The organism is Streptomyces sp. KMM 9044 (assembly GCF_024701375.2).
Classification (GTDB): Bacteria; Actinomycetota; Actinomycetes; order Streptomycetales; family Streptomycetaceae; genus Streptomyces.
Map to the genome: position 1 here is coordinate 812,951 of NZ_CP113910.1, position 24,179 is coordinate 837,129.

Consider the following 24,179-nt stretch of genomic DNA (forward strand, 5'->3'; position numbering starts at 1 on the left):
GGAGCGCAGACCCCTTTCCCGGGGTCTGCGCTCCGGGCCGTTCAGTCGCCTTCCCCGGCGAACGAATACGCCGCCCACGGCCCGGTGAGGTCCACGCGGATTCCGGGCACCGCGCCCTTGGCCCGTTCCACCCTTTCCACGAACTTCTCGGATTCCCCCCGGGGTACGAGAAAAGCCGCATCGAGCACGTTGCGTCCCGGGGTGGGGTCGTCGCCGCGGAGCGCGGGATCACGTGACGCGCGTGGCCGGGAATCCTCGGCGTACCCGGACAGCGCCTCGAAGAGCCGGTTCGCGAGAACCTCGGCCTGCTGCGGGGACACCGGCGGTGCGGCGGAGGTCCCGGCAGGCTCCTCGACGAAGACCCTGACGCCCCATTCCACCCGGCCCTCCAGCCGGTCCAGCATCCGCAGGAAGTGCTCCTCACGCGCCTCCATCATCGTCCGTACGCCGCTGTCGTCGGGAAACACGCTGCCCAGCCGCAGCGGCAGCGGGGTGGTGACGGTGGTGAGCGCGTCGACGACGCCCTGGTGGGCGCGGGCGACCGCGGTCAGCCAGTCGGGGTCCTCCCGGCGCCTGGGGAACGACTCCTCGGCGAAGTCGGCCTCCGGGACGTGGCTGACGACCGCCCTCAGGCCGTGGTGCGGCAGCAGCCGGGGCGGATCGCCCGCCACACCGGTCAGCTGCGCCTGGAGCGGCGTGCCGTAGGGACGGCATATGGCGTACACGTACCGCAGTCCGGTCACGAAGCCTCCTTCGGCGTACGGCCGGCCGGCCGCCGTGCCGGCGTCCTGCCCCCACCACTCAGGGCGTTCAGACGTCGGCGGGCCGGGCCCAGTGCGCGGCCCCGGCTCAGCAGTCCGGTCCAGGGCTCCCGGGCGCCCCCGCCGCCGGGGAGGAGCACCCTCCCCGGCCGGTGGATTCCCATCCTGCGGCGGCCGGCCCGCACCGTCCGCACGCCGTCACGGCCGTCGCCGCCGCTGTCGGTCACGGCACGATCGCCTCCTCCGCCAGCAGCCGTCCGGCCGCCACGATGGAATCGGCGTCGATGCCCGCGACGCGCAGTTGCTCCTCGGGGGAGGCGGAACCGGGCATGTCGCGGACGGCCAGCCGTACCAGGCGCGGGACGGGCCGCCCGTCGGTGAAGGCGTCGAGGACCGCGTCCCCGAGACCGCCCTCCGGGTGGTGGTCCTCCACGGTCAGCAGGCAGCCGGTCTCCGCCGCCGCCCGGCGCAGGGTTTCCCGGTCGACGGGCTTGACCGAGTAGAGATCGATCACCCGGACCGCGATGCCCTGCTCGGCCAGGGTGTCCGCGGCGGCCAGCGCCTCGGACACCGTGACACCGGCCGCGAGCACGGTCAGCCGGTCCTCGGCCGAGGAACGCAGCACCTTGCTGCCGCCGACGGGGAACTCCTCGTCCGGGCCGTAGACCACCGGGCTCTCGCCACGCGAGGTCCGCAGGTAGCGGATGCCGTCGAGGTCCGCCATGGCGGCCACCAGGCGCGCGGTCTGGTTGGCGTCACAGGGGTACAGCACGGTCGATCCGTGCACCGCCCGCATCATCGCCAGGTCCTCGAGACCCATCTGGCTGGGCCCGTCCTCTCCGATGGCGACGCCGGCGTGCGAGCCGACGAGGTTGATTCCCGAGCCGCTGACCGACGCCATGCGGACGAAGTCGTACGCGCGGGTCAGGAAGGCGGCGAAGGTGGTCGCGTACGGCACCCAGCCCCGCGCCGCGATGCCGGTCGCCACGGCGACCATCTGCTGCTCGGCGATATAGCACTCGACGTAGCGCTCGGGGTGCTCCTCGGCGAAGAACTCCGCGCGGGTGGAGTCGCCGACCTCTCCGTCCAGCGCCACGACGTCGCCGCGCGCGGTGCCGAGGGCGGCCAGCGCCTCGCCGAAGGCGTTGCGCGTCGCGACCTTCTCACCCTTGTCCCACCGGGGCGCTTCGGCCTGCCCGGTGGGTACGGCGTGCAGGGCACGGGCGTCGGACGGTTCCCGCACCTGGACGCGCAGGTCGCGCAGGCCGCCGAGTTCGGCGATCGCCTCGTCGGTTTCTGGCAGTGGCTTGCCGTGCATCCCCTCGCGGTCCTGGACGGCCACGACGCCCTTGCCCTTGAGAGTCCGGGCCAGGATCACGGTCGGCTGCCCCTTGGTGGAGGCCGCCTCTCCGCAGGCGCGGTCCACGGCGTCGACGTCGTGTCCGTCCACCTCCACGGTGTGCCAGCCGAAGGCCTGGAACCGGCGGGCGTAGGCGTCGAGATCGTGCCCGTGCCGGGTGGGGCCGCGCTGGCCGAGCCGGTTGACGTCCACGACGGCGGTGAGATTGTCGAGGTTCTCGTAGGCGGCCTGCTCGGCGGCCTCCCACACCGAGCCCTCGGCCAGTTCGCTGTCCCCGCACAGTACCCACACCCGGTAACCGGTGCGGTCGAGCCGTTTACCGGCCAGCGCGATGCCGACGCCGACGGGGAGCCCCTGGCCGAGCGACCCGGTGGCCGTCTCGACCCAGGGCAGCCGCCGGGGAGTGGGATGCCCTTCGAGGCGGCTGCCGAGCTCACGGAAGGTGAGCAGTTCCTCGTCGTCGATGGCTCCGGCCACCTTGAAGGCGGCGTACATCAGGGGCGAGGCGTGTCCCTTGGAAAGGACGAGACGGTCGTTGCCCGCGTGGTCCGGGCGGTTGAAGTCGTAGCGGTAGTGGTGGGCCAGTAGGACGGCCATCAGGTCGGCCGCGGACATCGAGGACGTGGGGTGCCCGGAGCCGGCGGCGGCTGCGGCGCGGATGCTGTCCACGCGCAACTGCTGTCCGAGCTCGACGAGTTCACCGGTGTTCATGAGTCTCCTTGGACGGGAGGGGTGGGATCGTCAGGATCACGGGGGTACCTGGGGCCGGTCGTGTCGGCGTGGCCGGCCCCGTTCGCCGGGGCGTCGGTGCGTTTGACGGGGCCGGGAGCGACGCCCGGGCCGGTGGGCGGTCCTGGAGCCGGCCGGCCCTTCGCGGTCTCACCACCGGGCTGGTTCCGCGCCGGCTCACCACCAGGCTGATTCTTCGCGGTCTCACCACCAGGCTGATTCCGCGCCGGCTCACCACCAGGCTGATTCTTCGCGGTCTCACCACCAGGCTGATTCCGCGCCGGCTCACCACCAGGCTGATTCTTCGCGGTCTCACCACCAGGCTGATTCCGCGCCGGCTCACCACCAGGCTGATTCTTCGCGGTCTCACCACCAGGCTGATTCCGCGCCGGCTCACCACCAGGCTGATTCTTCGCGGTCTCACCACCAGGCTGGTTCCGCGCCGGCTCACCACCAGGCTGATTCTTCGCGGGTTCGGTGGCCGGCTGCGACGCGGCGGGCCCGTCGTCCTCGCCGGCGTGGTGCTCCCGTTCTGGGCCGGACGGCACCCGGGCCAGTTCCGGAGACGCCGTGTCGAGCGGCACCGACCACGACCGTACGAGCCCCAACTGGACCGCCTGGCGCGGCAGTACGGCGTCCAGCAGCCAGTCGGCGGCGACGCGCACCCGGTTGCCGGGCATCGCCGCGAGGTGGTAGCCGCGGGTGACCGCCCCCGCCACTGGCCCGGACAGGTTGACGCCCAGCGGGTTGGCCGCCGCCTTGACACCTCCGAGGTCCACCACGAAGCCCAGGTCGCGGTGCCGGTAGGCGCGCAGCTCCCCGTCGCCGAGGGAGGCGGCGACGTTGTGGGCACAGACCCTGCCCTGCCGCCATGCGTGCTGCGCGGTCATCGGGGTGTACTGCCCGGGCTCCTCCAGGTCGGGGACGGCCGCCGCGTCGCCGCAGGCGAACACCTCGGGCCGGCCCGGTACCCGCAGCTGCGGATCGACCAGCAGCCGCCCGCGTTCCATCGGCAGTCCGAGCGCCTCGGCGAGCGGATCGGGCCGTACACCCACGCACCACACCACCGTCCGGGTGTCGACGGACTCGCCGTCGGTCAGCAGCACTCCCTCGTGTGTGGCCTCCTTCACGGAGGTTCCCATGCGTACCTCCACGCCCCGTGCCCGCAGGACCCGGTCGGCGGTGCGGGAGAGCCGCTCGTCGAGTTCGGGCAGTACACGGTCGGCGACGTCCAGCAGCAGCCAACGGGGCCGCATGCCCGTCCGCAGGGGGTGCCTGTGAACCTGTGCGTCGCTGAACAGCTTTCCGTGCGCGGCGACCTCGGTTCCGGTGTAACCGGCACCGACCACGACGAAGGTGCACCGGGCGGCGCATTTCGCTGGATCGTCGGTGGCGGCCGCGAGTTCCACCTGCCGGGTCACGTGGTCGCGCAGGTACAGCGCCTCGGGCAGGCCCCGGAAACCGTGGGCGTGCTCGGCGACGCCGGGAATGGGCAGCAGTTTGTTGACACTGCCGGCGGCCAGCACCAGCCGGTCGTATGCGAGGGTGCCGCCCTCGCCCTCGGGGCCGGTGTAGCGCACGGTGCGTGCGTCGAGGTCGATGCCGTCGGCCTCGCCCAGCACCAGCCGCACGTGCGGGAGCGTGCCGGAGAGGGAGACCGTGACCCTGCGCGGCTCCAGGACTCCGGCGGCGACCTGGGGCAGCAGGGGCAGGTACAGGAAGTAGTCGGTCGGATTCAGCAGGGTGATGTCGGCCCGCCCCCGGGCCAGCCGGGACAGGGTGCGGGCGGTGCGGTAACCGGCGAAGCCGGCGCCGACGATCACGATGCGGGGTCGCCCCACGGCTCGCCTCCAACGCTGTCGTCACGTACTTCGGGAGACTTCCGCGTTTCCCTGGACCGGGCGGCCAAACGTCCGCCGGTCCCCGGTCCGGCCGGGCACGACGTGGGGTGAGCTGAGGTACAACCGCCGCAGCGGGCCAACTAGGCTCGTCGTCATGGAGATTCTGGGTGCCACACTGCGCGTCTGCGTCGAGGACATCGAGACCGCGATCCCCTTCTACGAGCGGCTGGCGGGAGGCAGGGCCCTGCGCTTCGAGCGGGCCGGTGTCCAGGTGGCCGCCGTCGGCTGCTTCCTGCTGATGAGCGGCCCCGCGGCCGAGCTGGACGTGCTGCGCAAGGTGGCGGCGACCATCGCGGTGAAGGACGTCGAGGAGGCCGGCCAGGTGCTGGCCGAGATGGGCGCGGACATCATCGCGGGTCCGCTCCCCACCCCGGTGGGCCGTAATCTCATCGCACGGCACCCGGACGGGGCGGTGTACGAGTACGCGGACCGCCGCACCGCCTGACCCGCCCGGCCACGGCTCCGTCCGTACCCTCCCCGTGGTCCGTGCCGCCTCGCCCTCGCCCTCGCCCTCGCCCTCGCCCGATCAGGGGAGGTGGTACGGATCAGGGGGCGGGGTGGCGTCGACGGTCTTCCGGACACGGGACGCCGTACGCGCCGACGGGTTCAGCGCGGCTCTCGCATCTCGCGGGTGAGGGCCCAGCGCTCGTGGTCCCGCCAGGCACCGTCAACGAAGAGCATGCCCGGCGAGAACCCCTCCAGGCGGAATCCGCAGCCGCGGGCCAGGGCGATGGAGGCGGCGTTGGCGGGCTGCACGTTGATCTCCAGCCGGTGCAGCCGCATCGGCCCGAAGGCGTGCCGCACGACGAGGTCGAGCCCTTCGCGCATCAGCCCGCGCCCCGCCGCGTGCGCGAACGCGCCGTACCCCAGGACACCGCACTGGAACGCGCCGTGCACGATGTCGTTGATGTTGATGAACCCGGCGATGGAGCCGTCGCCCTTCTCACAGACCAGGAAGCCCGCCTTGGCCGGGTCGCCGATCAGCCGCTGCGCGTACGCGGAGTACGCCGAGGCACTGTCCGGCGGGAACAGCCAGGGGTGGTGCAGGTCCTTGCTCTGCCGGGCACGGGCGGTGAACTCGGCGCTGTCCGCGTGGGTGAAGTGACGTATCCCCACGTGGGGGCCTTCGGCGAGGTGGCGGGGAGCGGGGTGCGGCACCGTGCCACTCTATGGCGGGTGTCCGATGCCCGCTGCCGCATGCCGGACGGGCTCAGTTCAGCGCCGGTTCGTCGAGCGTCAGGGTGCCCGCGTCCGCGTCGAGTTCGGCCATGACGCCGAACGGCACGGTGAGCGCCCCGTCGCAGTGCCCGAACCCGAACTGCTCGGCCACGGGCACGCCGAGACCGCCGAGCCGGTCGGCGAGCAGGGCCCGCACCCTCTCGTACGGGCCGCACTGTGCCCAGGAGCCGAGCAGCAGCCCCGACACGCCGTCGAGCCGGCCGGCCCGCAGCAGCTGGGTGAGATAGCGGTCGAGGCGGTACGGCTCCTCCCCCACGTCCTCCAGACACAGCAGGCCGCCGCGCGCGGAGGGCCGGGGGTGCGGAGTGCCGAGGTCGGCGGCGAGCAGGGCGAGGCAGCCGCCGAGCGTGACGCCGCGCGCCCGGCCGGGGACGAGCGCCCTGCCGTCGGAGGTGAGGGTGCGGACGGTCTCGGGGGCGAACAGGGTGGCCTTGAGGTGCTCCTGCGCGCGGGCGTGCTTGAGGAAGTCGACGCCCGCCGCCATCGGCCCGTGCAGGGTGACCAGGCCGAGCCGGGTCGCGAACGCCTCGTGCAGGGCGGTGATGTCGCTGAACCCGACGAAGACCTTCGGTCCGGCCGCCCGCATCGCCGTCCAGTCGAGCAGGTCGACCATGCGCTGCACTCCGTAGCCGCCCCGGGCGCAGATCACCGCGTCCACCGCGGGGTCGCACCAGGCGGCCTGCAGGTCGGCGGCCCGGTCGGCGTCGGTGCCGGCCAGGTAGTCGAACTCGCCGTGCCGGTCGAGAACATGGGGTGCGGCCACCGGGTCGAGGTCCCAGCCGCGCAGCGTGTCGAGACCGGCCTGCAGCCGCTCCTCCGGCACGGGCCCGCTGGGCGCGACGACGGCCACCCGGGCGCCGGGACCGAGCCGGGACGGCCGCCGCAACGGCTCGACCCGGCCCATCGGCCGCCCGGCACGGTTCACCGGTCCGCCCCGGCTGATCCGGCTGATCCGGTCAGCTCCAGAACCGGCAGGTCCGACACCTCGAGTCCGAACACCTGTGCGTACAAGGACAGTTCGGCCTCCAGTGCGCGCACCATGGTCTCCGCGCGCCGGAAGCCGTGCCCCTCTCCCTCGAAACTGAGGTACGCGTACGGCACCCCCTTGCCCTCCAGCCGGGCCAGGAACCGCTCGCACTGCACGGGAGGGCAGATGCGGTCGTCCAGACCCTGGAGGAGCAGAAACGGCACGGTGAGCCGGTCGGCGTACGCTGCGGGCGAGCGTTCGGCGTACCGCCCGGGGACCTCGGCGCGCGGGCCGATGAGGCTCTCGAGGTAGTGGGACTCGAAGTCGTGGGTCTCCTCCGGGCCCCAGCCGGCCAGGTCGAGCACCGGGTAGAGGATGGTGCCGCAGGCGTAGAGGTCGGTCGTGGTGAGGGAGACGGCCGTGGTCCAGCCGCCGGCGCTGCCGCCGCGGACGGCGAGCCGGTCGCGGTCGGCGGTGCCCTCGTCGGCGAGGGCACTCGCGACGGCGGCGCAGTCCTCGACGTCGACGACGCCCCACCGCTCGCGCAGCCGGTCGCGGTAGGCACGCCCGTAGCCGGTGGAGCCGCCGTAGTCGACCTCGGCGACGCCGATGCCGCGCGAGGTGAAGTAGGCGATCTCGAGGTCGAGGACGAGCGGCGCCCGGCCGGTGGGCCCGCCGTGCGCCCGGATCACGTACGGCGGCAGCTCGCCGTCGGGCCCGGAGCAGCCGGGGTTGCGCGGCGGGTACACCTGGGCGTGGATCTCGCGTCCGTCGGGTCCGGTGAAGGTGCGGACCCGGGGTTCGGGGTAGTGGGCGGGGTCCACGGCGTCCTCGTGCGGGGCACCGATCACCCGGGTCCTGCCGGTGCGGGTGTCCAGCTCGACGACCTCGTGGGCACTGCGCGGGCTCGCTCCGACCGCGACGACGCGCTCACCGTGGGCCGCGAGCGTGGGCGAGAACTCGGTCCAGGGCCCCGCCGTGTCGGCGACGTCGCCCGTCTGCGGGTCGAGTATGCCGAGCGTGGCGGCGCCCCGGCCGTGCACGACGGCGATCAGGCCGCTGCCCAGCGGGGTGAACCAGCGCGAGCCCGGCTTCCACAGCGGCCCGCCGAACTCCTCCTCGCGCGGGCAGACGGGTTCGCCGTCGAGGTAGAGGTTCCACCAGCCGGTGCGGTCACTCGAGTGGAGCAGCCGGCCGTCGTGCGTCCAGTCGGCCTGGGCGACCGACTCCCCGGGGCCGCCGGCCACGGTGCGGGCGTCGTGCAGGGTGCCGTCGGGGGCGACGTCGGCGAGGCGGAGTTCGGTGCCGTCCCAGGGCATGTGGGGATGGTCCCAGGCCAGCCAGGCGACGAGCCGCCCGTCGGGCGCGAGGCGTGGCCCGGTGACGAACCGGTGCCGGTCGTCGGTGAGTTCACGCACGGCCCCGCGGTCGTCGGCGGCCGAGCCGTCGAGGGGTACGGCGGCCAGGACGCGGCGCACGTCACCGGGTCCGTCGCCGGTGAACTCCTCCAGGACGCACCACACCTCGCCGCGGTCCGGCAGCAGGGTCGGCTCGGCCCAGCGCAGCCCCTGCCCCACCGGGGAGACGGGGGTCAGCGGACGCGGCTCGCCGCCCGGTTCGTACCGGTAGAGGCGCTGGTCGGTGAAGTCGACGAACACCACGAGCGGGTCGTCGTCCCGCACGAACCCGGCCCAGGGCCGTCCGCCGTACTCGACGACCCGGCTGCGCACGTTCCACGGGGCGGGCAGGACGGACTCCTCGGCGCCGTCGGAGTGCCGGCGCACCAGGGTACGACGGCCGCCCTCGGCGGGCCGGGGCTCGGTCCACCACACCTCGTCCCCCACGAACCCCACGTACTCGGGGCTTCCGTCGTGTGCCGCGGCCGTGGCCGCGTCGACGGGCGAGGGCCACTCGCCGTACGGCAGGGTCCGCACCGTCTCCTCCATGCGCTCCCCCATCCGCTCAGGCCGTCCGCAGGAACCGGTCGAGGACACGGACGCCGAAGTGGAGCGCCTCGACGGGGACGCGCTCGTCGACCCCGTGGAAGAGGGCCTGGTAGTCGAAGCCCTCCGGCAGCTTCAGCGGGGCGAAGCCGTAGCCGGTGATGCCGAGGCGGGAGAACTGCTTGGCGTCCGTGCCACCGGACATGCAGTACGGCACGGGGTGCCCCTCGGGTGCGAACTCCCGCACGGCGGCCCGCATCCGGGCGAACGTCGTCGAGTCCACCGGCGACTGGAGGGCCGGCTCGCGGTGGTGGAACTCCCAGTCCACGTCGGGCCCGGTGAGCCGGTCCAGGGTGGCGTGGAAGTCGTCCTCGCCACCGGGCAGGATCCGCCCGTCGATGTACGCCTCGGCCTGGCCGGGGATCACGTTGACCTTGTAGCCGGCGTCCAGCATCGTCGGGTTGCTGCTGTTGCGGACCGTGTGCTCGACGAGTTTCGCGGCCGGGCCCAGCTTGGTGAGCAGCGTGTCCACGTCGGACAGGTCGGGGTCGACGCCGTAGAGATCGGCGAGTTCGGTGAGTGCCGCGCGGACGGTCGGGGTGAGGCGCAGCGGCCACTCGTGCTCGCCGATGCGGGTGACGGCGGCGGCGAGGCGGGTCACCGCGTTGTCCCGGTTGACCTTGGAGCCGTGGCCCGCCCGCCCGCGCGCGGTGAGCCTGAGCCAGGCCGTGCCGCGCTCCCCGGAGGCGATCGGATAGAGCTGCCGGCCGGCGCCGTCGTGGACGGTGTAGGCGCCCGACTCGCTGACGCCCTCGGTGCAGCCCTCGAAGAGTTGCGGGTGCCGGTCGGCGAGGAAGCCGGAGCCGTCCTCGGCGCTGGCCTCCTCGTCGGCGGTGAAGGCGATCACGATGTCGCGCCGGGGCCGCACTCCCTGGCGGGCCCAGGCCCGCACCACGGCGAGGACCATCGCGTCCATGTTCTTCATGTCGACGGCGCCGCGCCCCCAGACCACCCCGTCGCGCACCTCGCCGGAGAACGGGTGCACGCTCCAGTCGGCGGCCTCGGCCGGTACGACGTCGAGGTGGCCGTGGACGAGGAGCGCGTCGGCCGTCGGGTCGGTGCCCGCGAGGCGCGCGACGACGTTGGTCCGGCCGGGGATGCGCTCGAGCAGCACCGGTTCCAGGCCCGCTCCGGCCAGCCGCTCCGCCGCGTACTCTGCGGCGGGCCGCTCCCGGCAGTCACCGCCGCCCCGGTTCGTGGTGTCGATCCTGATGAGGTCGGATGTGAAGGTCACGACCTCGTCCAGGGCGCGTTCGTCAGCCATACTGCTCCTCCACCGCGGCCGAGGCGATCGTGGTGACCGCCTTGAAGGTGCGGATCCCGTCGTACATGGTTCCGCTGGTGTACGCCACTTTCCGCTCGCCGGTCCGGGCCACGCCCGGCACGACGGTGGCGGCCATGGCCAGATGCTCTGCGTCGAACTCCACCACGACGGTGAAGGGGCTCTTGGCCACCGGCTCGTGGCGCACCGCGAGCGCGGCGGCGTCCTTGGCCGCCGCGCGGATGTCGGAGGCCGTCCGGGCGGGCGTCCGGCACACGGCCGCGTACCGCGACACGTGGTCCTTGACCGCGACCTTCAGCGCCCCGGGCGCGTAGCCGAGTGCGTCCTCGCAGGCCACGTCGTCACCGGTCACCAGGACGACCGGCACTCCGTACTCGGCGACGACGGCCGCGTTGAGCAGGCCCTCGCTCGCCCGTTCGCCGTTCAGCCACACGCCGGTGACGGAGTTGGCGAGGAAGGTGTGGGCGAGGACGCCCTCCATGCCGGCGCCCGCGTGGTAGCCGACGAACGCGATGCCGTCCACGTCTCCGTGCTGCACGCCTTCGACCATGGACAGGGACTTGTGCCTCCCGGTGAGCATCTCGGCCCGCTCGTCGAGCCGCTCCAGCAGGAGATTGCGCATGCTCCAGTGCGCCTCGTTGATCAGCACCTCGTCGGCACCGCCGTCGAAGAAACCGCGCACGGCGGCGTCGACATCGGAGGTGAACATGGACCGGCAGCGCTCCCACTGAGGGGTGCCCGGCAGCACGTCGGCCGGCCAGGTGACACCGGTGGCGCCCTCCATGTCGGCGCTGATGAGGATCTTCATGCGCCTCACGCTACGTCGTGCCGCCAAAGCTCTGCCAGACCTGTGGAAAACTCCCACCGGCCCGGACCAATGACGGTACAGAACGCACGGAACCGCCTCCCACCGGCCCTTGTGTCTCCAGCGCCTACGCCTGCATGCCCTGTGCCGCGCCCCGGGTCATCCGGCGCGCCCGGTCACATACCAGGCGGACGGCAGTTCGATACGGGAGCCGTCGGGCGCGTACTCCGTCGTGGTGAGGGGCGCGGTGCCGCTCGCCAGCAGGGTCAGCCCGGCCGCGGCCAGGAACTCCGGCACAGCGTCGTCGGCCACCTTGACGGGGGCTATGCCGTGCCGGAAGACCGCCACCACCTTGGGCGGCGGCCCGGCGGGCGATGCCGTGAGGCTCTGCAGCAACGGCCCGGCTGCCTCGGAGGGCTCGACGAGGAACGCACGGCCGCGGTCGCCGATCAGGGTGGCGACGCCGTCCGCCAGGGACTGCCGGTCGTCGGCCTCGCACTGGTGCAGCACGCCCCGCACATAGACGTTGACGTCGCCGAGTTCCGCGTGCAGGTCCTGCGCCTCGCCCTTGCCCGCGGCGTCCAGTTGCCGGTAGGCGGCCCGGCCGGCCGCATCGGCACGCCGGGCGTGGTCCAGGGCGGCGGCGGACAGGTCGGCGCCGACGACATGCGGGAAGCGGTCCGCGAGGAAGCGGGTCTGGGTGCCGTTGCCGCAGCCCAGGTCGACCAGAGGCAGACCGGCATCGGGCAGATACGGTTCGAACAGGGCCAGGTGGCGGGCCACGGTCAGGGTGGGTTCCGCGTCCCAGAGCACTCTCCCCTGCCCGTCCGGCGCCTCGCGCCAGAAGCCCTCCCACGCCTCCCGGTACCGACTGGTCACGCTCATGCCCAACTCCCCAGGGTGTGAAGCGAATCCGCCCGTGTGGCGGGCCAGTACGGTGTATCGCGCGCCGGGGCGCCCCGACAAGGACACGGCGCGTTCTTTCACGCCTCGTTCGCCTCGGGTGAGCCCCGTTCGTCTCGAGTGCGCCCTTGTTCGCGTCGCATGGACCCGCTCGCGTCGGGTGAGCGGTGAGGCCGGAAAGTCGAGGTGCGAGACGGGGAGTGTGCCGGATCAACGGCGTGGCAGCGTCAGTTCGAACCAGACGCTCTTGCCGGACCCGGTCCGGCTGGTGCCCCACTCCCGTGCGAGCCTGCTGACCACCCGCAGCCCGCGGCCGGCCTCGTCCGTCGGTCCGGCGCTGAGGAGGGTGGGCAGTTCGTGGTCGTCGTCCTCGACCTCGCACAGCAGGGTGTCGCCGCGGACCAGGCGCAGCGCCACGGGCCGGGCGTGGGCATGCCGCACGGCGTTGGTGACAAGTTCACCGACCATCAGTTCGGCGTTGTCGGCCTGCTTCGCCAGGCCCCACTCGTGGAGTTGTTCACGGACCATGGCGCGGGCCCGGGGGACCTCCGACGGGTCGGGGACGAGCCGCCACTCGGCTACGTGGCCCTGCTCGATGCCGCTCAGGCGTACCATCAGCAGGGCCACGTCGTCCTTGCGGCCGCCGCCCCCCGCTTCTGAAAATGTCGCAGCGAGGGCGCGGATGATGGTGTCGCAGGCGTCGTCCATGGACGCGGCCGGGTGGGCCGCCGACTCGCACAGGGCGGCGAGGCCGACACCGATGTCCTCGCCGCGCATCTCGACCAGTCCGTCGGTGCACATCACCAGCCGGTCCCCCGGCTCCACCCGCACGCGCACGGACTCGAACGGCACGCCGCCGACGCCGATCGGGGCGCCGGTGGGCAGGTCCAGCAGTTCGCTGCGGCCGTCCGCCGCACGGACCAGGACGGGCGGGATGTGGCCGGCGTTGGCGAGGCGGAGTTCGCTCGCGATGGGGTCGTAGACGGCGTACAGGCAGGTCGCCAGGTGGGTGTCGCCGAGTCGCTGGGCGAGGTCGTCGAGGTTGCGCAGCAACTGCGCGGGAGGCAGGTCGAGCCCCGCCATGGTCTGCACTGCGGTACGTAACTGCCCCATCATAGCGGCGGAGTTGAGGCCGTGGCCCATGACGTCGCCGACGACGAAGGCGGTTCGGGCGCCGGGCAGTTTCACCGAGTCGAACCAGTCGCCGCCGACCCGGCCGAGCAGCGTGCCCGGCAGATAGCGGGTGGCGATGTCGCAGCCCGCCATGCGCGGCGGGATGCGCGGGAGCATGCTGTCCTGGAGCGTCTCGGCGACGTTCTCCTGATAGGTGTACATGCGCGCGTTGTCGAGCACCAGGCCCGCGCGGGCGGCGAGTTCGGCGCCGGTGACGCGGTCCATGTCGTTGAAGGCCTGCCGGCTCGGGTGGCGCAGCAGAATCATGAAGCCGAGGACCACCTGACGCGCCTTCAGCGGCACGACGAGCATCGAACGGCCGGTGATCAGCGGGCGGATGTCACGCTTTTCGAACTGCGAGGCGACGGCATGCCCCATCTGTTCGCTGATGCGCGGCACGAGCACGGGCTCACCGGTGGTCATGCACCGGAAGAACGGGGTGTGGGCCGGGAAGGGCATGGCCTCGCCGACGGGCACGACGTCGTCCCAGCGGCCGGGCTCGTCGGTGTGCTCGAGGGCGACCCGGTGCCACATGGTGGTGGTGTCGGGCACACCCGCGTCGAAGCCCTCACCGGCGACGACCTGTTCGCGCAGATAGGTGCCGGCGACGTCGGTGAAGCGGGGTACGACGGCCTTGCCGACCTCGACGACGGTGCGGGAGAGGTCCAGGGAGGTGCCGATCCGGGAGCTGACCTCGTTGAGGAACTCCAGGTGCTCGCGGACGGCTGCGTACTCGAGGTCCTCGGCCTCGTCGCGCAGGTCGTCGGGCACGGGTTCGCCGGCCGCGCGGGCGCGGGCGGCCCGTTCCCGGCGCGCCTCGCGCCCGGCACGGCGGGGCACACCCCAGTCGGGGGTGACGGGAACCTGCTCGCTCTGGCTGAACTCCATTATGGGATAACCCAGTTCAAGAATCTGGGCGACGATGCGGGCACTCTCCCCGACGCTCATGCTGGGCAGGATCTCGGGGAGCCGGCGGGCCAGGTCCGCTGAGCCGGGGAAGTCGGTGTGCAGGGCGAATCCGGGGGCGACCCGCTCGAACGCCTCTGCCCCGTCGCCCTGCAGCGCGTCCGCGTCGGCGGCGAGCACCAGCAGCCGCTCGCTGCCGGGACCGACCAGCGGGTAGGCCCACCACAGCACGTCGACGCGGTCGGCCCCGGGCTCGGCGGCGGACTCGGGGGCAGGGGCGGTGAGGCGGGCACGGCCCGCGGCCGGATAGGAAAGGCCCCGGTCGAGGAAGGATTCGAGACCGGGGCCGAGACCGTCGTGGTCCGCGTACGACGTGTACGCGCCGTGCCACCCGGCTCCCCGTTCCCCCTCGTCCTCGGGGAGGGCGCCGGAGACCGGCAGCAGATCGACGGCCGGCCGGCCGAGGGCGTCCTCCTTCGGGAGCCCGAACAGGCGCCGCGCGCCCGTACTCCAGTGCGAGACCAGCCCGACGCGGTCCACGACGACGACAGCCAGCGGGATCCGGCCGGCACCGAAGCCCCCGGCCGCCGTGCCGTCCTCGGCTCCATGGCCGGCCGGCGCGTCCCGCTTGGTGCCATGGTCCATGGCCCAGACCCTCTCTCCCCACGGATCCCAAGATCTGTACCGCTCCACCACCGTACGGGCACGGCTTGTCGCGATGGGTGGCAATACGTGAATTGACCGCCGATGTTCGCACCGGAGTGCGCTCCACCGCACGGATGTCCGTTCCGGATTCCCCCCACCTCGCGTGACCCACGCCGTGAGGGGGCCGGCCGCCTCACGGCACCGCCGGCCCCCTCCCCTCACCGCACCGCCCTACTTCTCGACCTCGACGGCGAGCCTGGCCAGCAGCGCGTCGTGGATGCGGGCGAGCCCCTTGGGGGCGAAAGTCTTCTCGAAGAAGCCGCCGATGCCCCCCGCGCCGGTCCAGGTGGTGGTCACGACGACCCGGGACCTCCCCTCCCCGGCCGGGGTGACGCGCCAGGTGGTGACCATGGACGAGTTGCGGTCCTTCTCGACCAGTTCGCCGTCGCTCGGCTCGGTGACCTCCAGGAGGCAGTCACGGACGCGCTTGCTGGTGGCCTGGAGCTTCCAGTGGACGAGGCTGCCCTCGCCGTCGCCGCCCTCGCGGACCTCGTACTCGCTGTACTGCTCGGGCATCAGCTTCGCGCGCGTGCCGCTGTAGTCGGCGAGGGCGTCGAACACCGTCTCCGCGTCCGCCGCGACGATCCGCTCCGTAGTGGCCTCGACCTGCGCCATCGCTTTCCTCCAGGACATGGGTTCTCGGGGGGCGGGGCAAGCCAACCACCCCCTCGCCCGGCCCCCCAAATCGGGGGTCCGGAAGTGATCGGGAGTGCGACCGAAACTGCCGTTCGCACAACCAAGGGAATATTTGTTCTATTGTGTGGACCAGTGCTACCGAGGAGGCGTCATGCGCGGGGAGAACCTCAACCCGGACTCCGGACACAGCCGCGCTGTTCGGCGCGGAGGCGGTGACCACCCGCACCTTCGACACGCCGGAGTTCGCCGGAATCACCTTCCACGAGATCCGGGCCCGCCCGGTCCTCAACCGGGCGCCCGGGGCCCCGCACGCCCTTCGAGTGGACCGTGAGCCCCTACCGGGGATGCACACACGCGTGCGTGTACGTCACTTCATGACCCTATTGAGCCCGGGAGGGCCGATGCTCAGCACTCCGAACGCGGACAAGGCCTGGAAAGGCATGACGAGGTCATTCCCGACCCCGGAGGCGCCAGGCCAGCATGCCGCCCCGAGCAAGGCGGAGAGGACGGCTTACGCCGTGCTGCTGCATGGACCGGCAGCGCGCTCAGGCGGCACCGACGCGAGTCAGTGGCTGCTGCTGCGCGACCGCACAGCGAAGCGCCCGTGACCGACGCAGCAGCAGCCACACCTCGAGGAACGCGCCAGTCGCCCAGGACACCTCCGCACGCGACGTGCCGGCCGAATGAAGCCTGTGATCCGGCCGTCGTCGGACCGCCCAACGAGCCGAACGCCACGTCACCCCTCGTCTCCGAGGTAGAGCCGGGCGATCGTCACGGCGCTGGTTCCACGTGGACACCGCCGCGCTGAAGTTCCCCGCGAACTGGACAGCGGGTGTTTACGCTGCCGGGACGAGGTTCCGCCTGAGCAGGGATCTCGTTTCGAGCGGGGCGACGTACCCGTTTCCTCCGGGATCATCCGTCCCGGTATGAAGCTGCCCGGCCGGCAGGGGAACCTCAAAGACGGCCTCCGCCTCGGCGACGGCAGGTCCGCCCTCGCGGGCGACGGCCCCCGGGGTCAGCCCTGCGGGGCCCGGTTTCGCCAGCAGTGGGCGCGTCGGCCCTGCGCGGAATCGAGTCTTCTCTCGACCCCTGGGCGGTTACGCGGGGTTGACGCTCCCCTACCCGTCCAGTACATCTGATTCAGGAGTGCACATTTAAGCGATTCTGAATATTCATTCAGCCCGTGACGGTCGGCGTAGCCGGCCGAGGCTCTCGGGTGTGGCCCGTGATGAGGGGTTCCATCTCCGGGGTTCGCGGTGGCGGGTGGCGGGGCGGTGTCGGTCGGCCGCGCGCGGATCTTCACGTCGGGCGTGCCCTTCGGAGTACACGTAAACGCGACACAAGGGAAAGGAGTGAGTGTATGTCCAGAACGATGCATGAGCGCTTGCTGGCCTTATGCGCCGGCTTGCTCGCAACGGTGCTGCTCCTGTCGTTGGGCGCCCCGTCGGCGTCCGCTGCGGGCAGCGACGGCTGGGCTCGGATCGAGGCGGAGGGCCACGACAGTTCCGGTGGTTCGCTCCAGGTGTGCGGCGGGGCCCTGTGTCACGTCAAGGCCAATGCCTGGGTGCAGTACGACAGTGTGGACCTGCACGCGGCCACGGACGAGGTCCGGTTGAGCGTCGCCAACGGCGGCGGCGACACGGAGATCCAGGTGTGGGTGGGCGGGGCGAACGTCGGCACTCTGACCGTGGGCAACACGGGGGGCTACAACGCCTACCAGACCAAGTCGCTGACGCTGCCGAAGCAGAGCGGTGTCAAAGATGTGAGGCTGGTCTTCGTCGGCGGCAACGTGAACGTCGACTGGCTGCAGTTCGCCGGGACGCTTTCGCCTCCGCCGGGAGGGGCGGTGTGGGCGGTGAACCCGGGTGGCGGTGCGTTCACCGGCTCGGACGGAACCGCTTACGCCGCGGACACCGGCTTCTCGGGTGGATCGACGTACTCCAAGGACGTCGCGATCGCCGGGACCACTGACGACACGCTGTTCCAGAGTGAACGCTACGGCGATTTCACGTACGCGGCCCCGGTCGACAACGGGCACTACGCGGTGACGCTCTACTTCGCCGAGGTGTACCACACCGCGGCCGGGGCGAGGAGCTTCGACGTGCTGATGGAGGGCGAGGAGCAGATCAGTGACCTCGACATCTACGCCGAGGCCGGATCCAATACCGCGTACGCGACCCGGACCGACGTCACGGTCGGCGACGGGACCCTCAACCTGCAGTTCGTGTCCAACGTCGAGAACGCCAAGGTCAATGCGATCAAGGTGACCCCGGTGGAGAACCCCGGCGATCCGGTTGCCTCCTTCACCGTGACGCCGAGGAACCCGAAACCCGGTGACACGGTCACCGTCGACGCGTCGGCCTCCTTCGACCCGGACGGCACGATCACCAGCCACCACATCGACTTCGGCGACGGCACCACCGCTACCGGCAAGGTCGCCACCCATGAGTACGACGCCGAGGGCACCTACACCGTCGCGGTCACCGTCACCGACGACAGCGACCGTACCAACACCCTGGCCAGGACAGTCACCGTACGGACGGCCGCAGCCACGGCCAAGCCGCGGGTGATCAACATGACCGACCTCGGCGCCGACCCCGACGACCTGCAGTCCCTGGTCCGCATGCTGGTGACCTCCAATGAGGTCGATCTCGAGGGTCTGATCGGGACGACCAGTTGCTGGAAGCCCACCCAGAGCGCAAGCAACATGGCCAACTTGCTGAACCCCAGGCTCAACGCGTACGGCCAAGTGCTCAGCAATCTCCAGAAGCACGCGGAGGGTTACCCGAGCCTCGCGTACCTGCAGTCCGTCTCGAAGCTCGGTCAGGCCGGCTACGGCATGGCCGACGTGGGTGCCGGCAAGGACAGCGCCGGTTCGGCACTGATCATTGCGGCGGTGGACAGGGATGATCCGCGCCCGGTCTGGGTCAACGTCTGGGGCGGCGGCAACACGCTGGCGCAGGCACTGTGGAAGGTGAAGAACACGCGGTCCCCCGCCGAGGTGGACCGGTTCGTGAGCAAGCTGCGGGTGTACGACATCCTGGGCCAGGACGACGCCGGCGCGTGGATGACGAAGAACTTCCCTGATCTGCTCTACATCCGTGCGAAGGACATGGTCTACAGCTGGCAGCCCTCCGACAGCTGGCTGGATTCGAACGTCCAGAACCACGGCCCGCTGGGCGCCCAGTACCCCGACCGGAAATACGCGACCGAAGGGGACACCCCGGCTTTCCTGTACCAGATGCCCAACGGCCTCACCGACACCGAACATGTGGACTGGGGCAGTTGGGGCGGCCGTCTCGACCCCGGGGAAAAGGCCGGTGTGCGAGGCATGTCATGCAGTGGCAGGCTCGGCAATGAGCCGTCCTTCGACCCCTACCGCATGTACAGCGACGCCTCGGAGGGCGGCAGTTCGATAAACCGCTGGAGCTCCGGCATTCACAACGACTTCGCCGCCCGGATGGACTGGGCCACCTCCGGAAGCTATTCCGGTGCGAATCACCACCCGGTCGCCGTGGTCGAAGGTGACACGACCAAGGAGGTCCTGGAGATCTCCGCCATGGCCGGCTCCCGGGTCAGTCTCAGCGCGGCCGGTTCGAGCGATCCCGATCGTAATGCGCTGGCGTACTCGTGGAGTTTCTACGATGAGCCCAGCTCGCACAATGGCGCTGTCACCATCGAGAACAGCACGTCCGCGGCTCCGACGGTGCACGTCCCCTCCAATGCCGGCGGCAAGACCCTCCACATAGTCCTGACACTGCGCGACAACGGATCCCCCAACCTCTATTCCTACCGTCGCGTGGTCATCAACGTGAACTGACACCGATCGCGGTGTGATCACGATGTGCCGGCAGCGTTGCGGCACACCCCTGGAGGCGCTGTCCTGAGGCAGCGCCTCCAGGCGTTTTCACCTGCCTACCGTCGCGTGGTCATCAACGTGAACTGACACCGATCGCGGTGTGATCACGATGTGCCGGCAGCGTTGCGGCACACCCCTGGAGGCGCTGTCCTGAGGCAGCGCCTCCAGGCGTTTTCACCTGCCGGAAGCAAGGGGTTCCCACGGTGGGGACACCGTGGGAATCTGCATCCGGGAGGTACCGGTCCGGCTTCGCCGCACCACACGGCGTGCTGATGCAGACCGGCCGCACAGGTTCCGCTGCCGGAGTGATTGACACCTCTGTCACCCCCACTTAACATCGCCGCATGTCTGATCGGTGGCGCATAAAAATGCAGAGTGACTCGGCTGAGCCCACCTACGGTGCAGGGATCTGGCACTTCGCCACCTACGTGGACCGGTACGCCACCGACGGGTACGGCGAACCGCGAACGGTGCTCGACGCGATCGAACTCGCCGGCAGGGTCGGGAACCTCTCCGTCGTCGACCTGAACTGGCCGTTTCCCCCGGGAGGCATCTCCACGGCAGAGGTAAGGGCGGCCTTGGCGCGGGAAGGGCTGAGCGCGATCGCGGTGACGCCCGAGATCTACACCGGAAAGTTCGCCAGGGGCGGGTTCACCCACCCCGACCCCGCGGTCCGGCGCGACGCCATCGAGCTGGTCGCCGCGAGCGCCGAGGTGGGCCGGGAGCTGGGCGTCGACTACGTCAAGCTGTGGCCCGGCCAGGACGGCTACGACTACCCGTTCCAGGCGGACTACACGGATCTGTGGGACAAGTCGGTCGGCGCTGTACGGGAGCTCGCCCAGCAGTTCCCGGACATGCGGTTCGCCATCGAGTACAAGCCCCGGGAGCCGCGCAACCGGATGGTGTTCTCCTCCCTCGCCCGCACACTGCTGGCGATCGAGGACATGGATGCGGACAACGTCGGGGTCCTGCTGGACTTCGGCCACTCCCTGTACGGCGGTGAAACACCGGCCGAGGCCGCGCGCATGGCCATCAGGCGGGACAAGCTGTTCGCGATCGACGTGAACGACAACTTCCGCGGCTGGGACGATGACATGGTCGTCGGTTCGGTGCACCTGCTGGAGACCTTCGAGTTCTTCTTCGCTCTCCGGGACGCGAACTGGGACGGAGTCTGGCAGCTCGACCAATTCCCGTTCCGGGAGGACCCCGTGGAGGCGGCCCGGACCGGCATCCGCACCATGCGGGCCTTCCACCGGGCACTGACCTATCTCGACCACGAGGAACTGGCCTCCGCGCAGTCACGCCAGGACGCCCTCGCCGCTCAGAGCATCGCCAAGCGGGCCCTGTACCGCGCGCTGGCCGAGAGTGAAACCGCCTGACCGGCACGCGGGCTGAGCGGGACGGGCCCGGAGCCCAGCAGGGGCTCCGGGAGTGGGGTCGCCGGACCAGTTACCGATCGAGGCGGCGACTGCGGTTCGCACGGCAATGCGCACTGCAACAGGGATTCACCACCGGCCGCATCCATGGGTCGGCGTACGCGAGAACAAGAGGGTTGTCGTGATAACTGTCCAGGATTCGCATGACGGCCGGAACGCCGGGCGCGGCCGATGGCTCACACTCGGCCGCGGCAGCCTCATCGCGCTCGTGCTGCTGGTCACAGCGATCGCGGCCACGACCACATACCGTTCGGCAGACTCATCCGCCGCCGGAGGGCCGGCGAAGTTCGACGCGGAGGAGTACGGGGCCGCCACCTACCCCAAGGCCGTGTCGGCCATCGAGAAGCGCGCGGTCGACATCGTCACGCTGCAGCGTGCGATCGCCGCCGACAGCGACGCCGCAGGGGCCCGCTACGGCACGCGTGAGGGAACCGGCCCGTACAGCTACGCCGTCAGGCTGACCGGAACCGCCGGCGCGGTGCGCGGCGGCCTGCTCCCCGTCACGGTGCCGGGAACCGGGAAGGCCCGTGTCAGTGTCCAGGTCGGACCCGCCGTCAACGGCGCCGCCCTGCGGGATGCGACAGGCTTCATCACATTCGGCCAGTTCACCAACCAGGTGGAATACGCGGATGCGGGTACCGCACTGAACAACCAGCTGAAGAGCGAGGTACTGGCCGGTCTCCGGCCCGGTTCGCTGGACGGCCAGAAGATCACGGTCGTGGGTGCGATGACGCCGCTGACCGGCGATGTCCTGACCGTGACCCCCGTGTCTGTCGAGGCGTCGTCATGACGCCGCCCGCTGCCGTGGACGCACATGACGAGCCGGTGCTGCGGGCGGTCGAGATCACCAAGGTCTACGGCGGCACCCACGCCCTCAGGGGGGTGTCCCTGGACGTCGCCCCCGGCCGCGTCACGGTTCTGTTCGGAGAGAACGGGGCGGGTAAGTCCACGCTGATGAAGATCCTCAGCGCCGTCGAGCCGCCGACCACCGGGCTGATCGAGCTCGACGGTTCAGTGGTCCGGTTCGGCAGCGCCCGGGACGCCGCCGACCGGGGCATCTCGATCATTCACCAGGAATTGAGCCTGTGCGCGAACCTGAGTATCGAGGACAACCTCTTCCTGGGACGGGAACGCACCCGGCGCGGACTCGTCGACAACGGGGGGCAGCGGGATCTGGCCCGGAAAGTGCTGCGGCGCTTGGACGGCACGATCGACCCGGCCACGCGGGTCGGGGAACTCCGCCTGGGACAGCAGCAGCTGGTCGAGATCGCCCGGGCGCTGCTGCAGAACGCCCGGGTCCTGATCATGGACGAGCCGACCTCGGCCCTGAGCACTCCCGAGGTCGAGGTCCTGTTCAAGGTCATCCGTGACCTGACGGCACAGGGGGTCGCCGTCGTCTACATCTCTCACCATCTGGAGGAAGCCCTCGACATCGCCGACGACGTGGCCGTTCTGCGGGACGGCTCCATGGTGGCCACCGCCCGGGCCGAGGACGTGGACCTGGCCTGGGTGGTCCGCACGATGGTCGGCCGCGAGCAGGAAGGGCTGTTCCCCGGCCGCGGGACGCATACCGGTGCGGTGGCGCTGGAGGCTCTGGAACTCTCCGTCGCCGACCCGGGGAGCCCGGACCGGCTCGCCGTGGACCAGGTCTCGTTCAGCGTGCGCGCGGGCGAGACGGTCGGCATCTTCGGCCTGATGGGCAGCGGCCGTACCGAACTCCTGGAATGCCTGGCCGGCCGCATCCCGGCCGCCTCGGGCACGGCGCGTCTGCACGGCAGGCCGGTGACTGGCCCGGTGCGCGGCCGCATCCGCGCGGGACTGGCCCTCGTGCCGGAGGACCGCCAGCGTGACGGCCTCGTGCAGACCATGACCGTGGGGCAGAACCTGTCCCTGGCCGCGCTGACCGGGTTCGTGCGACGACTGGTGGTCGACCGCCGCGAGGAACGTTCCGGCATCGATTCCATGATCGCTGACGTGACCGTCAAGACATCCGGGCCCGACGCCCCCATCGGCTCGCTGAGCGGTGGCAACCAGCAGAAGGTGGTCATCGGCAAGATGCTGATGACCGGCCCCCGGGTGCTGCTGCTCGACGAACCGTCACGCGGAGTCGACGTCGGCGCGAAGGCGGACGTCTTCGCACTGATGTCACGGCAGGCCGAGCGCGGCCTGGCCGTCCTGTTCACCACGTCCGAGGCAGAAGAGGCGCTGCACATCCCCGACCGCCTCCTCGTCCTGGTGCGCGGCCGGCTGGTGGCCGACCTGCGCGCCGGCGAGGTGACCCGCGACCGGCTGATGAGTCTCGCCGACGGTGCCGACACCACGGAAAAGGCAAGCGATGACTGACACCCCGACAGACGACCACGCGGCCATCGAGGCTCAACGTCGCCGAGCCGCCGTGCAGGCCAGGCGGATGAAGGCACTCGACTCGGTCTTCGAACTGCGCGCGTTCATCGCCCTGGGCGTCCTCATCCTCGTCTTCAGTCTGCTCTCCGACTCCTTCCTCACCGCCGACAACGTGATCACGATGACCAAGCACGTGTCCATCAACGCTGTCCTGGCCCTGGGCATGCTGCTCGTCATCCTCAAGGGCGGCATCGATCTGTCGGTCGGCTCCACCGTCGGACTGTCCGGAGTCATCGCGGGCGAACTGCTCAGGGGCGTCGGTATCGGGGACTTCGTCGCCTACCCGCAGGTGTGGGCCGTGGTGGTCCTGTGCATGGCGGCGGGCACTCTGGTGGGCCTGGTGAACGGTCTCCTGGTCACCCGGATGAACGTTGCCCCCTTCATCGCCACGCTCGGCATGATGTACGTGGCCCGTGGTGCCGCTCTTCTGATATCCGGCGGTACGACGTACCCGGATCTCGGGGGCGACCCAGGGACGCACAACACCGGCTTCGGATGGATCGGCTCCGGCCGCCCCCTCTGGCTGCCGGTCCCCGTGTGGATCATGATTGTCCTCGCCGCCCTGGTGGCGGTCGTACTGCGCTCGACGCCGTACGGGCGCTGGCTCTACGCCACCGGAGGCAACGAGCGCGCCGCGGAACTGACCGGCGTCCCGGTGCGGCGCGTGAAGACGACCGCCTACATGGTCGCGGGAGCGTTCGCCGCCCTGGCCGGCGTGATCATCGCCTCGGAGCTGACATCGGCGGCCCCGCAGGCCGGTGAGAGTTTCGAACTGAACGCCATCGCGGCCGTCGTCATCGGCGGAGCCGCGCTGACCGGAGGCCGCGGCACCGTCCGCGGCACCCTCGTCGGCGCGTTCGTCATCGGCTTCCTCGCCGACGGTCTGGTGATCGTGGGTGTCTCCACCTTCTGGCAGACCCTGATCAAGGGCGCCGTGATCATCGTCGCGGTCATTCTCGACCAGAGCCAGCAGCGCTTCAAGAAGCGCGGCGTCGCGGCCTCCGCGGCAGCCGTCGCCGTCGAGCCGTCCGGAAACGAACCGGTCAAGGTCGGCTCCGGCACCTGAACCTGCATCCGGCCACCACGGCCGGCTGTCCTACCCAGCCGGGCG

General features: G+C 71.1%; 18 protein-coding genes and 1 pseudogene. 7 read left to right on the top strand and 12 right to left on the bottom strand.

Annotation, left to right across the window (positions count from 1 at the left end):
- Window positions 1-41: 41 nt before the first annotated feature.
- The 4 genes from HUV60_RS03715 to HUV60_RS03730 are packed head-to-tail and all read right to left on the bottom strand — an operon-like array spanning window position 42 to window position 4,691.
- Window positions 42-743, bottom strand: a complete 702-nt coding sequence (locus HUV60_RS03715; RefSeq protein WP_257852301.1) for a GvpL/GvpF family gas vesicle protein — start codon at window positions 741-743, stop codon at window positions 42-44.
- A complete protein-coding gene (locus tag HUV60_RS03720) occupies window positions 740-988 on the bottom strand; it encodes a hypothetical protein (protein ID WP_257852300.1) in 249 nt (82 codons plus the stop codon). Before HUV60_RS03720 ends, HUV60_RS03715 begins: the two co-directional genes overlap by 4 nt.
- The gene (locus HUV60_RS03725; RefSeq protein WP_257852299.1) at window positions 985-2,832 is read right to left on the bottom strand and encodes a transketolase; all 1,848 of its coding nucleotides are present in this window, start codon (window positions 2,830-2,832) and stop codon (window positions 985-987) included. The genes HUV60_RS03720 and HUV60_RS03725 overlap by 4 nt, the downstream gene beginning before the upstream one ends.
- Window positions 2,829-4,691 carry an NAD(P)/FAD-dependent oxidoreductase gene (locus HUV60_RS03730; RefSeq protein ID WP_269441118.1) on the bottom strand — a complete coding sequence of 621 codons (1,863 nt, stop codon included), beginning with the start codon at window positions 4,689-4,691 and terminating at the stop codon, window positions 2,829-2,831. The genes HUV60_RS03725 and HUV60_RS03730 overlap by 4 nt, the downstream gene beginning before the upstream one ends.
- 154 nt (window positions 4,692-4,845) lie before the next feature.
- Here HUV60_RS03730 and HUV60_RS03735 point away from each other — a divergent pair, with 154 nt between their 5' ends.
- A complete protein-coding gene (locus tag HUV60_RS03735; protein WP_257852296.1) occupies window positions 4,846-5,196 on the top strand; it encodes a VOC family protein in 351 nt (116 codons plus the stop codon).
- Between the two features lie 161 nt (window positions 5,197-5,357).
- On the opposite strand, the gene HUV60_RS03740 is transcribed toward HUV60_RS03735, so the two are convergent.
- From HUV60_RS03740 to HUV60_RS03775, 8 genes are all read right to left on the bottom strand, one after another.
- Entirely contained in the window at window positions 5,358-5,909 is a 552-nt protein-coding gene (locus HUV60_RS03740; RefSeq protein ID WP_257852295.1) for a GNAT family N-acetyltransferase, read from the bottom strand.
- Window positions 5,910-5,961: 52 nt separating this feature from the next.
- Window positions 5,962-6,894 (bottom strand): S66 peptidase family protein, encoded by a 933-nt coding sequence (locus HUV60_RS03745; RefSeq protein WP_257853141.1) that lies wholly within the window; start codon window positions 6,892-6,894, stop codon window positions 5,962-5,964.
- 17 nt (window positions 6,895-6,911) lie between these two features.
- Window positions 6,912-8,903, bottom strand: coding sequence for a dipeptidyl-peptidase 5 (locus HUV60_RS03750; protein ID WP_257853140.1), 1,992 nt, complete (start codon window positions 8,901-8,903; stop codon window positions 6,912-6,914).
- Between the two features lie 16 nt (window positions 8,904-8,919).
- Window positions 8,920-10,224 (bottom strand): M20/M25/M40 family metallo-hydrolase, encoded by a 1,305-nt coding sequence (locus HUV60_RS03755; RefSeq protein ID WP_257852294.1) that lies wholly within the window; start codon window positions 10,222-10,224, stop codon window positions 8,920-8,922.
- Window positions 10,217-11,050 carry a M55 family metallopeptidase gene (locus HUV60_RS03760; RefSeq protein WP_042164610.1) on the bottom strand — a complete coding sequence of 278 codons (834 nt, stop codon included), beginning with the start codon at window positions 11,048-11,050 and terminating at the stop codon, window positions 10,217-10,219. Before HUV60_RS03760 ends, HUV60_RS03755 begins: the two co-directional genes overlap by 8 nt.
- Window positions 11,051-11,206: 156 nt before the next feature.
- Window positions 11,207-11,932, bottom strand: a complete 726-nt coding sequence (locus tag HUV60_RS03765; RefSeq protein ID WP_257852292.1) for a class I SAM-dependent methyltransferase — start codon at window positions 11,930-11,932, stop codon at window positions 11,207-11,209.
- Between the two features lie 228 nt (window positions 11,933-12,160).
- On the bottom strand, window positions 12,161-14,674 hold the full coding sequence (locus tag HUV60_RS03770; protein ID WP_257852291.1) for an ATP-binding SpoIIE family protein phosphatase: 2,514 nt from the start codon (window positions 14,672-14,674) through the stop codon (window positions 12,161-12,163).
- A gap of 231 nt (window positions 14,675-14,905) precedes the next feature.
- Complete coding sequence (locus HUV60_RS03775; protein ID WP_257852289.1) at window positions 14,906-15,349, bottom strand: SRPBCC family protein; 444 nt, start codon at window positions 15,347-15,349, stop codon at window positions 14,906-14,908.
- A 215-nt stretch (window positions 15,350-15,564) separates the two neighbouring features.
- Between HUV60_RS03775 and HUV60_RS03780 the strand changes: the two are divergent.
- From HUV60_RS03780 to HUV60_RS03805, 6 genes and pseudogenes are all read left to right on the top strand, one after another.
- Window positions 15,565-15,736, top strand: a pseudogene (locus HUV60_RS03780) (Rv2578c family radical SAM protein); the annotation flags it as partial.
- Between the two features lie 994 nt (window positions 15,737-16,730).
- Window positions 16,731-19,190: a nucleoside hydrolase-like domain-containing protein gene (locus HUV60_RS03785; protein ID WP_257852287.1), complete on the top strand. Its 2,460-nt coding sequence runs from the start codon at window positions 16,731-16,733 to the stop codon at window positions 19,188-19,190.
- A 407-nt stretch (window positions 19,191-19,597) separates the two neighbouring features.
- Window positions 19,598-20,608 carry a sugar phosphate isomerase/epimerase family protein gene (locus tag HUV60_RS03790; protein WP_257852285.1) on the top strand — a complete coding sequence of 337 codons (1,011 nt, stop codon included), beginning with the start codon at window positions 19,598-19,600 and terminating at the stop codon, window positions 20,606-20,608.
- A 106-nt stretch (window positions 20,609-20,714) separates the two neighbouring features.
- Window positions 20,715-21,455 (top strand): DUF2291 family protein, encoded by a 741-nt coding sequence (locus HUV60_RS03795; protein WP_078878097.1) that lies wholly within the window; start codon window positions 20,715-20,717, stop codon window positions 21,453-21,455.
- Complete coding sequence (locus tag HUV60_RS03800) at window positions 21,452-23,008, top strand: sugar ABC transporter ATP-binding protein (protein WP_042164598.1); 1,557 nt, start codon at window positions 21,452-21,454, stop codon at window positions 23,006-23,008. Before HUV60_RS03795 ends, HUV60_RS03800 begins: the two co-directional genes overlap by 4 nt.
- Complete coding sequence (locus tag HUV60_RS03805; RefSeq protein ID WP_062189341.1) at window positions 23,001-24,134, top strand: ABC transporter permease; 1,134 nt, start codon at window positions 23,001-23,003, stop codon at window positions 24,132-24,134. Before HUV60_RS03800 ends, HUV60_RS03805 begins: the two co-directional genes overlap by 8 nt.
- The last annotated feature ends 45 nt before the right edge of the window (window positions 24,135-24,179 follow it).

Bases quoted from the DNA above. Each gene is read 5' to 3' on its own strand.
- HUV60_RS03725 (WP_257852299.1), bottom strand. From the start codon at position 2,832: ATGAACACCGGTGAACTCGTCGAGCTCGGACAGCAGTTGCGCGTGGAC.
- HUV60_RS03735 (WP_257852296.1), top strand. From the start codon at position 4,846: ATGGAGATTCTGGGTGCCACACTGCGCGTCTGCGTCGAGGACATCGAG.
- HUV60_RS03745 (WP_257853141.1), bottom strand. From the start codon at position 6,894: ATGGGCCGGGTCGAGCCGTTGCGGCGGCCGTCCCGGCTCGGTCCCGGC.
- HUV60_RS03750 (WP_257853140.1), bottom strand. From the start codon at position 8,903: ATGGAGGAGACGGTGCGGACCCTGCCGTACGGCGAGTGGCCCTCGCCC.
- HUV60_RS03755 (WP_257852294.1), bottom strand. From the start codon at position 10,224: ATGGCTGACGAACGCGCCCTGGACGAGGTCGTGACCTTCACATCCGAC.
- HUV60_RS03760 (WP_042164610.1), bottom strand. From the start codon at position 11,050: ATGAAGATCCTCATCAGCGCCGACATGGAGGGCGCCACCGGTGTCACC.
- HUV60_RS03765 (WP_257852292.1), bottom strand. From the start codon at position 11,932: ATGAGCGTGACCAGTCGGTACCGGGAGGCGTGGGAGGGCTTCTGGCGC.
- HUV60_RS03770 (WP_257852291.1), bottom strand. From the start codon at position 14,674: ATGGACCATGGCACCAAGCGGGACGCGCCGGCCGGCCATGGAGCCGAG.
- HUV60_RS03775 (WP_257852289.1), bottom strand. From the start codon at position 15,349: ATGGCGCAGGTCGAGGCCACTACGGAGCGGATCGTCGCGGCGGACGCG.
- HUV60_RS03785 (WP_257852287.1), top strand. From the start codon at position 16,731: ATGTCCAGAACGATGCATGAGCGCTTGCTGGCCTTATGCGCCGGCTTG.
- HUV60_RS03790 (WP_257852285.1), top strand. From the start codon at position 19,598: ATGCAGAGTGACTCGGCTGAGCCCACCTACGGTGCAGGGATCTGGCAC.
- HUV60_RS03795 (WP_078878097.1), top strand. From the start codon at position 20,715: ATGCGCACTGCAACAGGGATTCACCACCGGCCGCATCCATGGGTCGGC.
- HUV60_RS03800 (WP_042164598.1), top strand. From the start codon at position 21,452: ATGACGCCGCCCGCTGCCGTGGACGCACATGACGAGCCGGTGCTGCGG.
- HUV60_RS03805 (WP_062189341.1), top strand. From the start codon at position 23,001: ATGACTGACACCCCGACAGACGACCACGCGGCCATCGAGGCTCAACGT.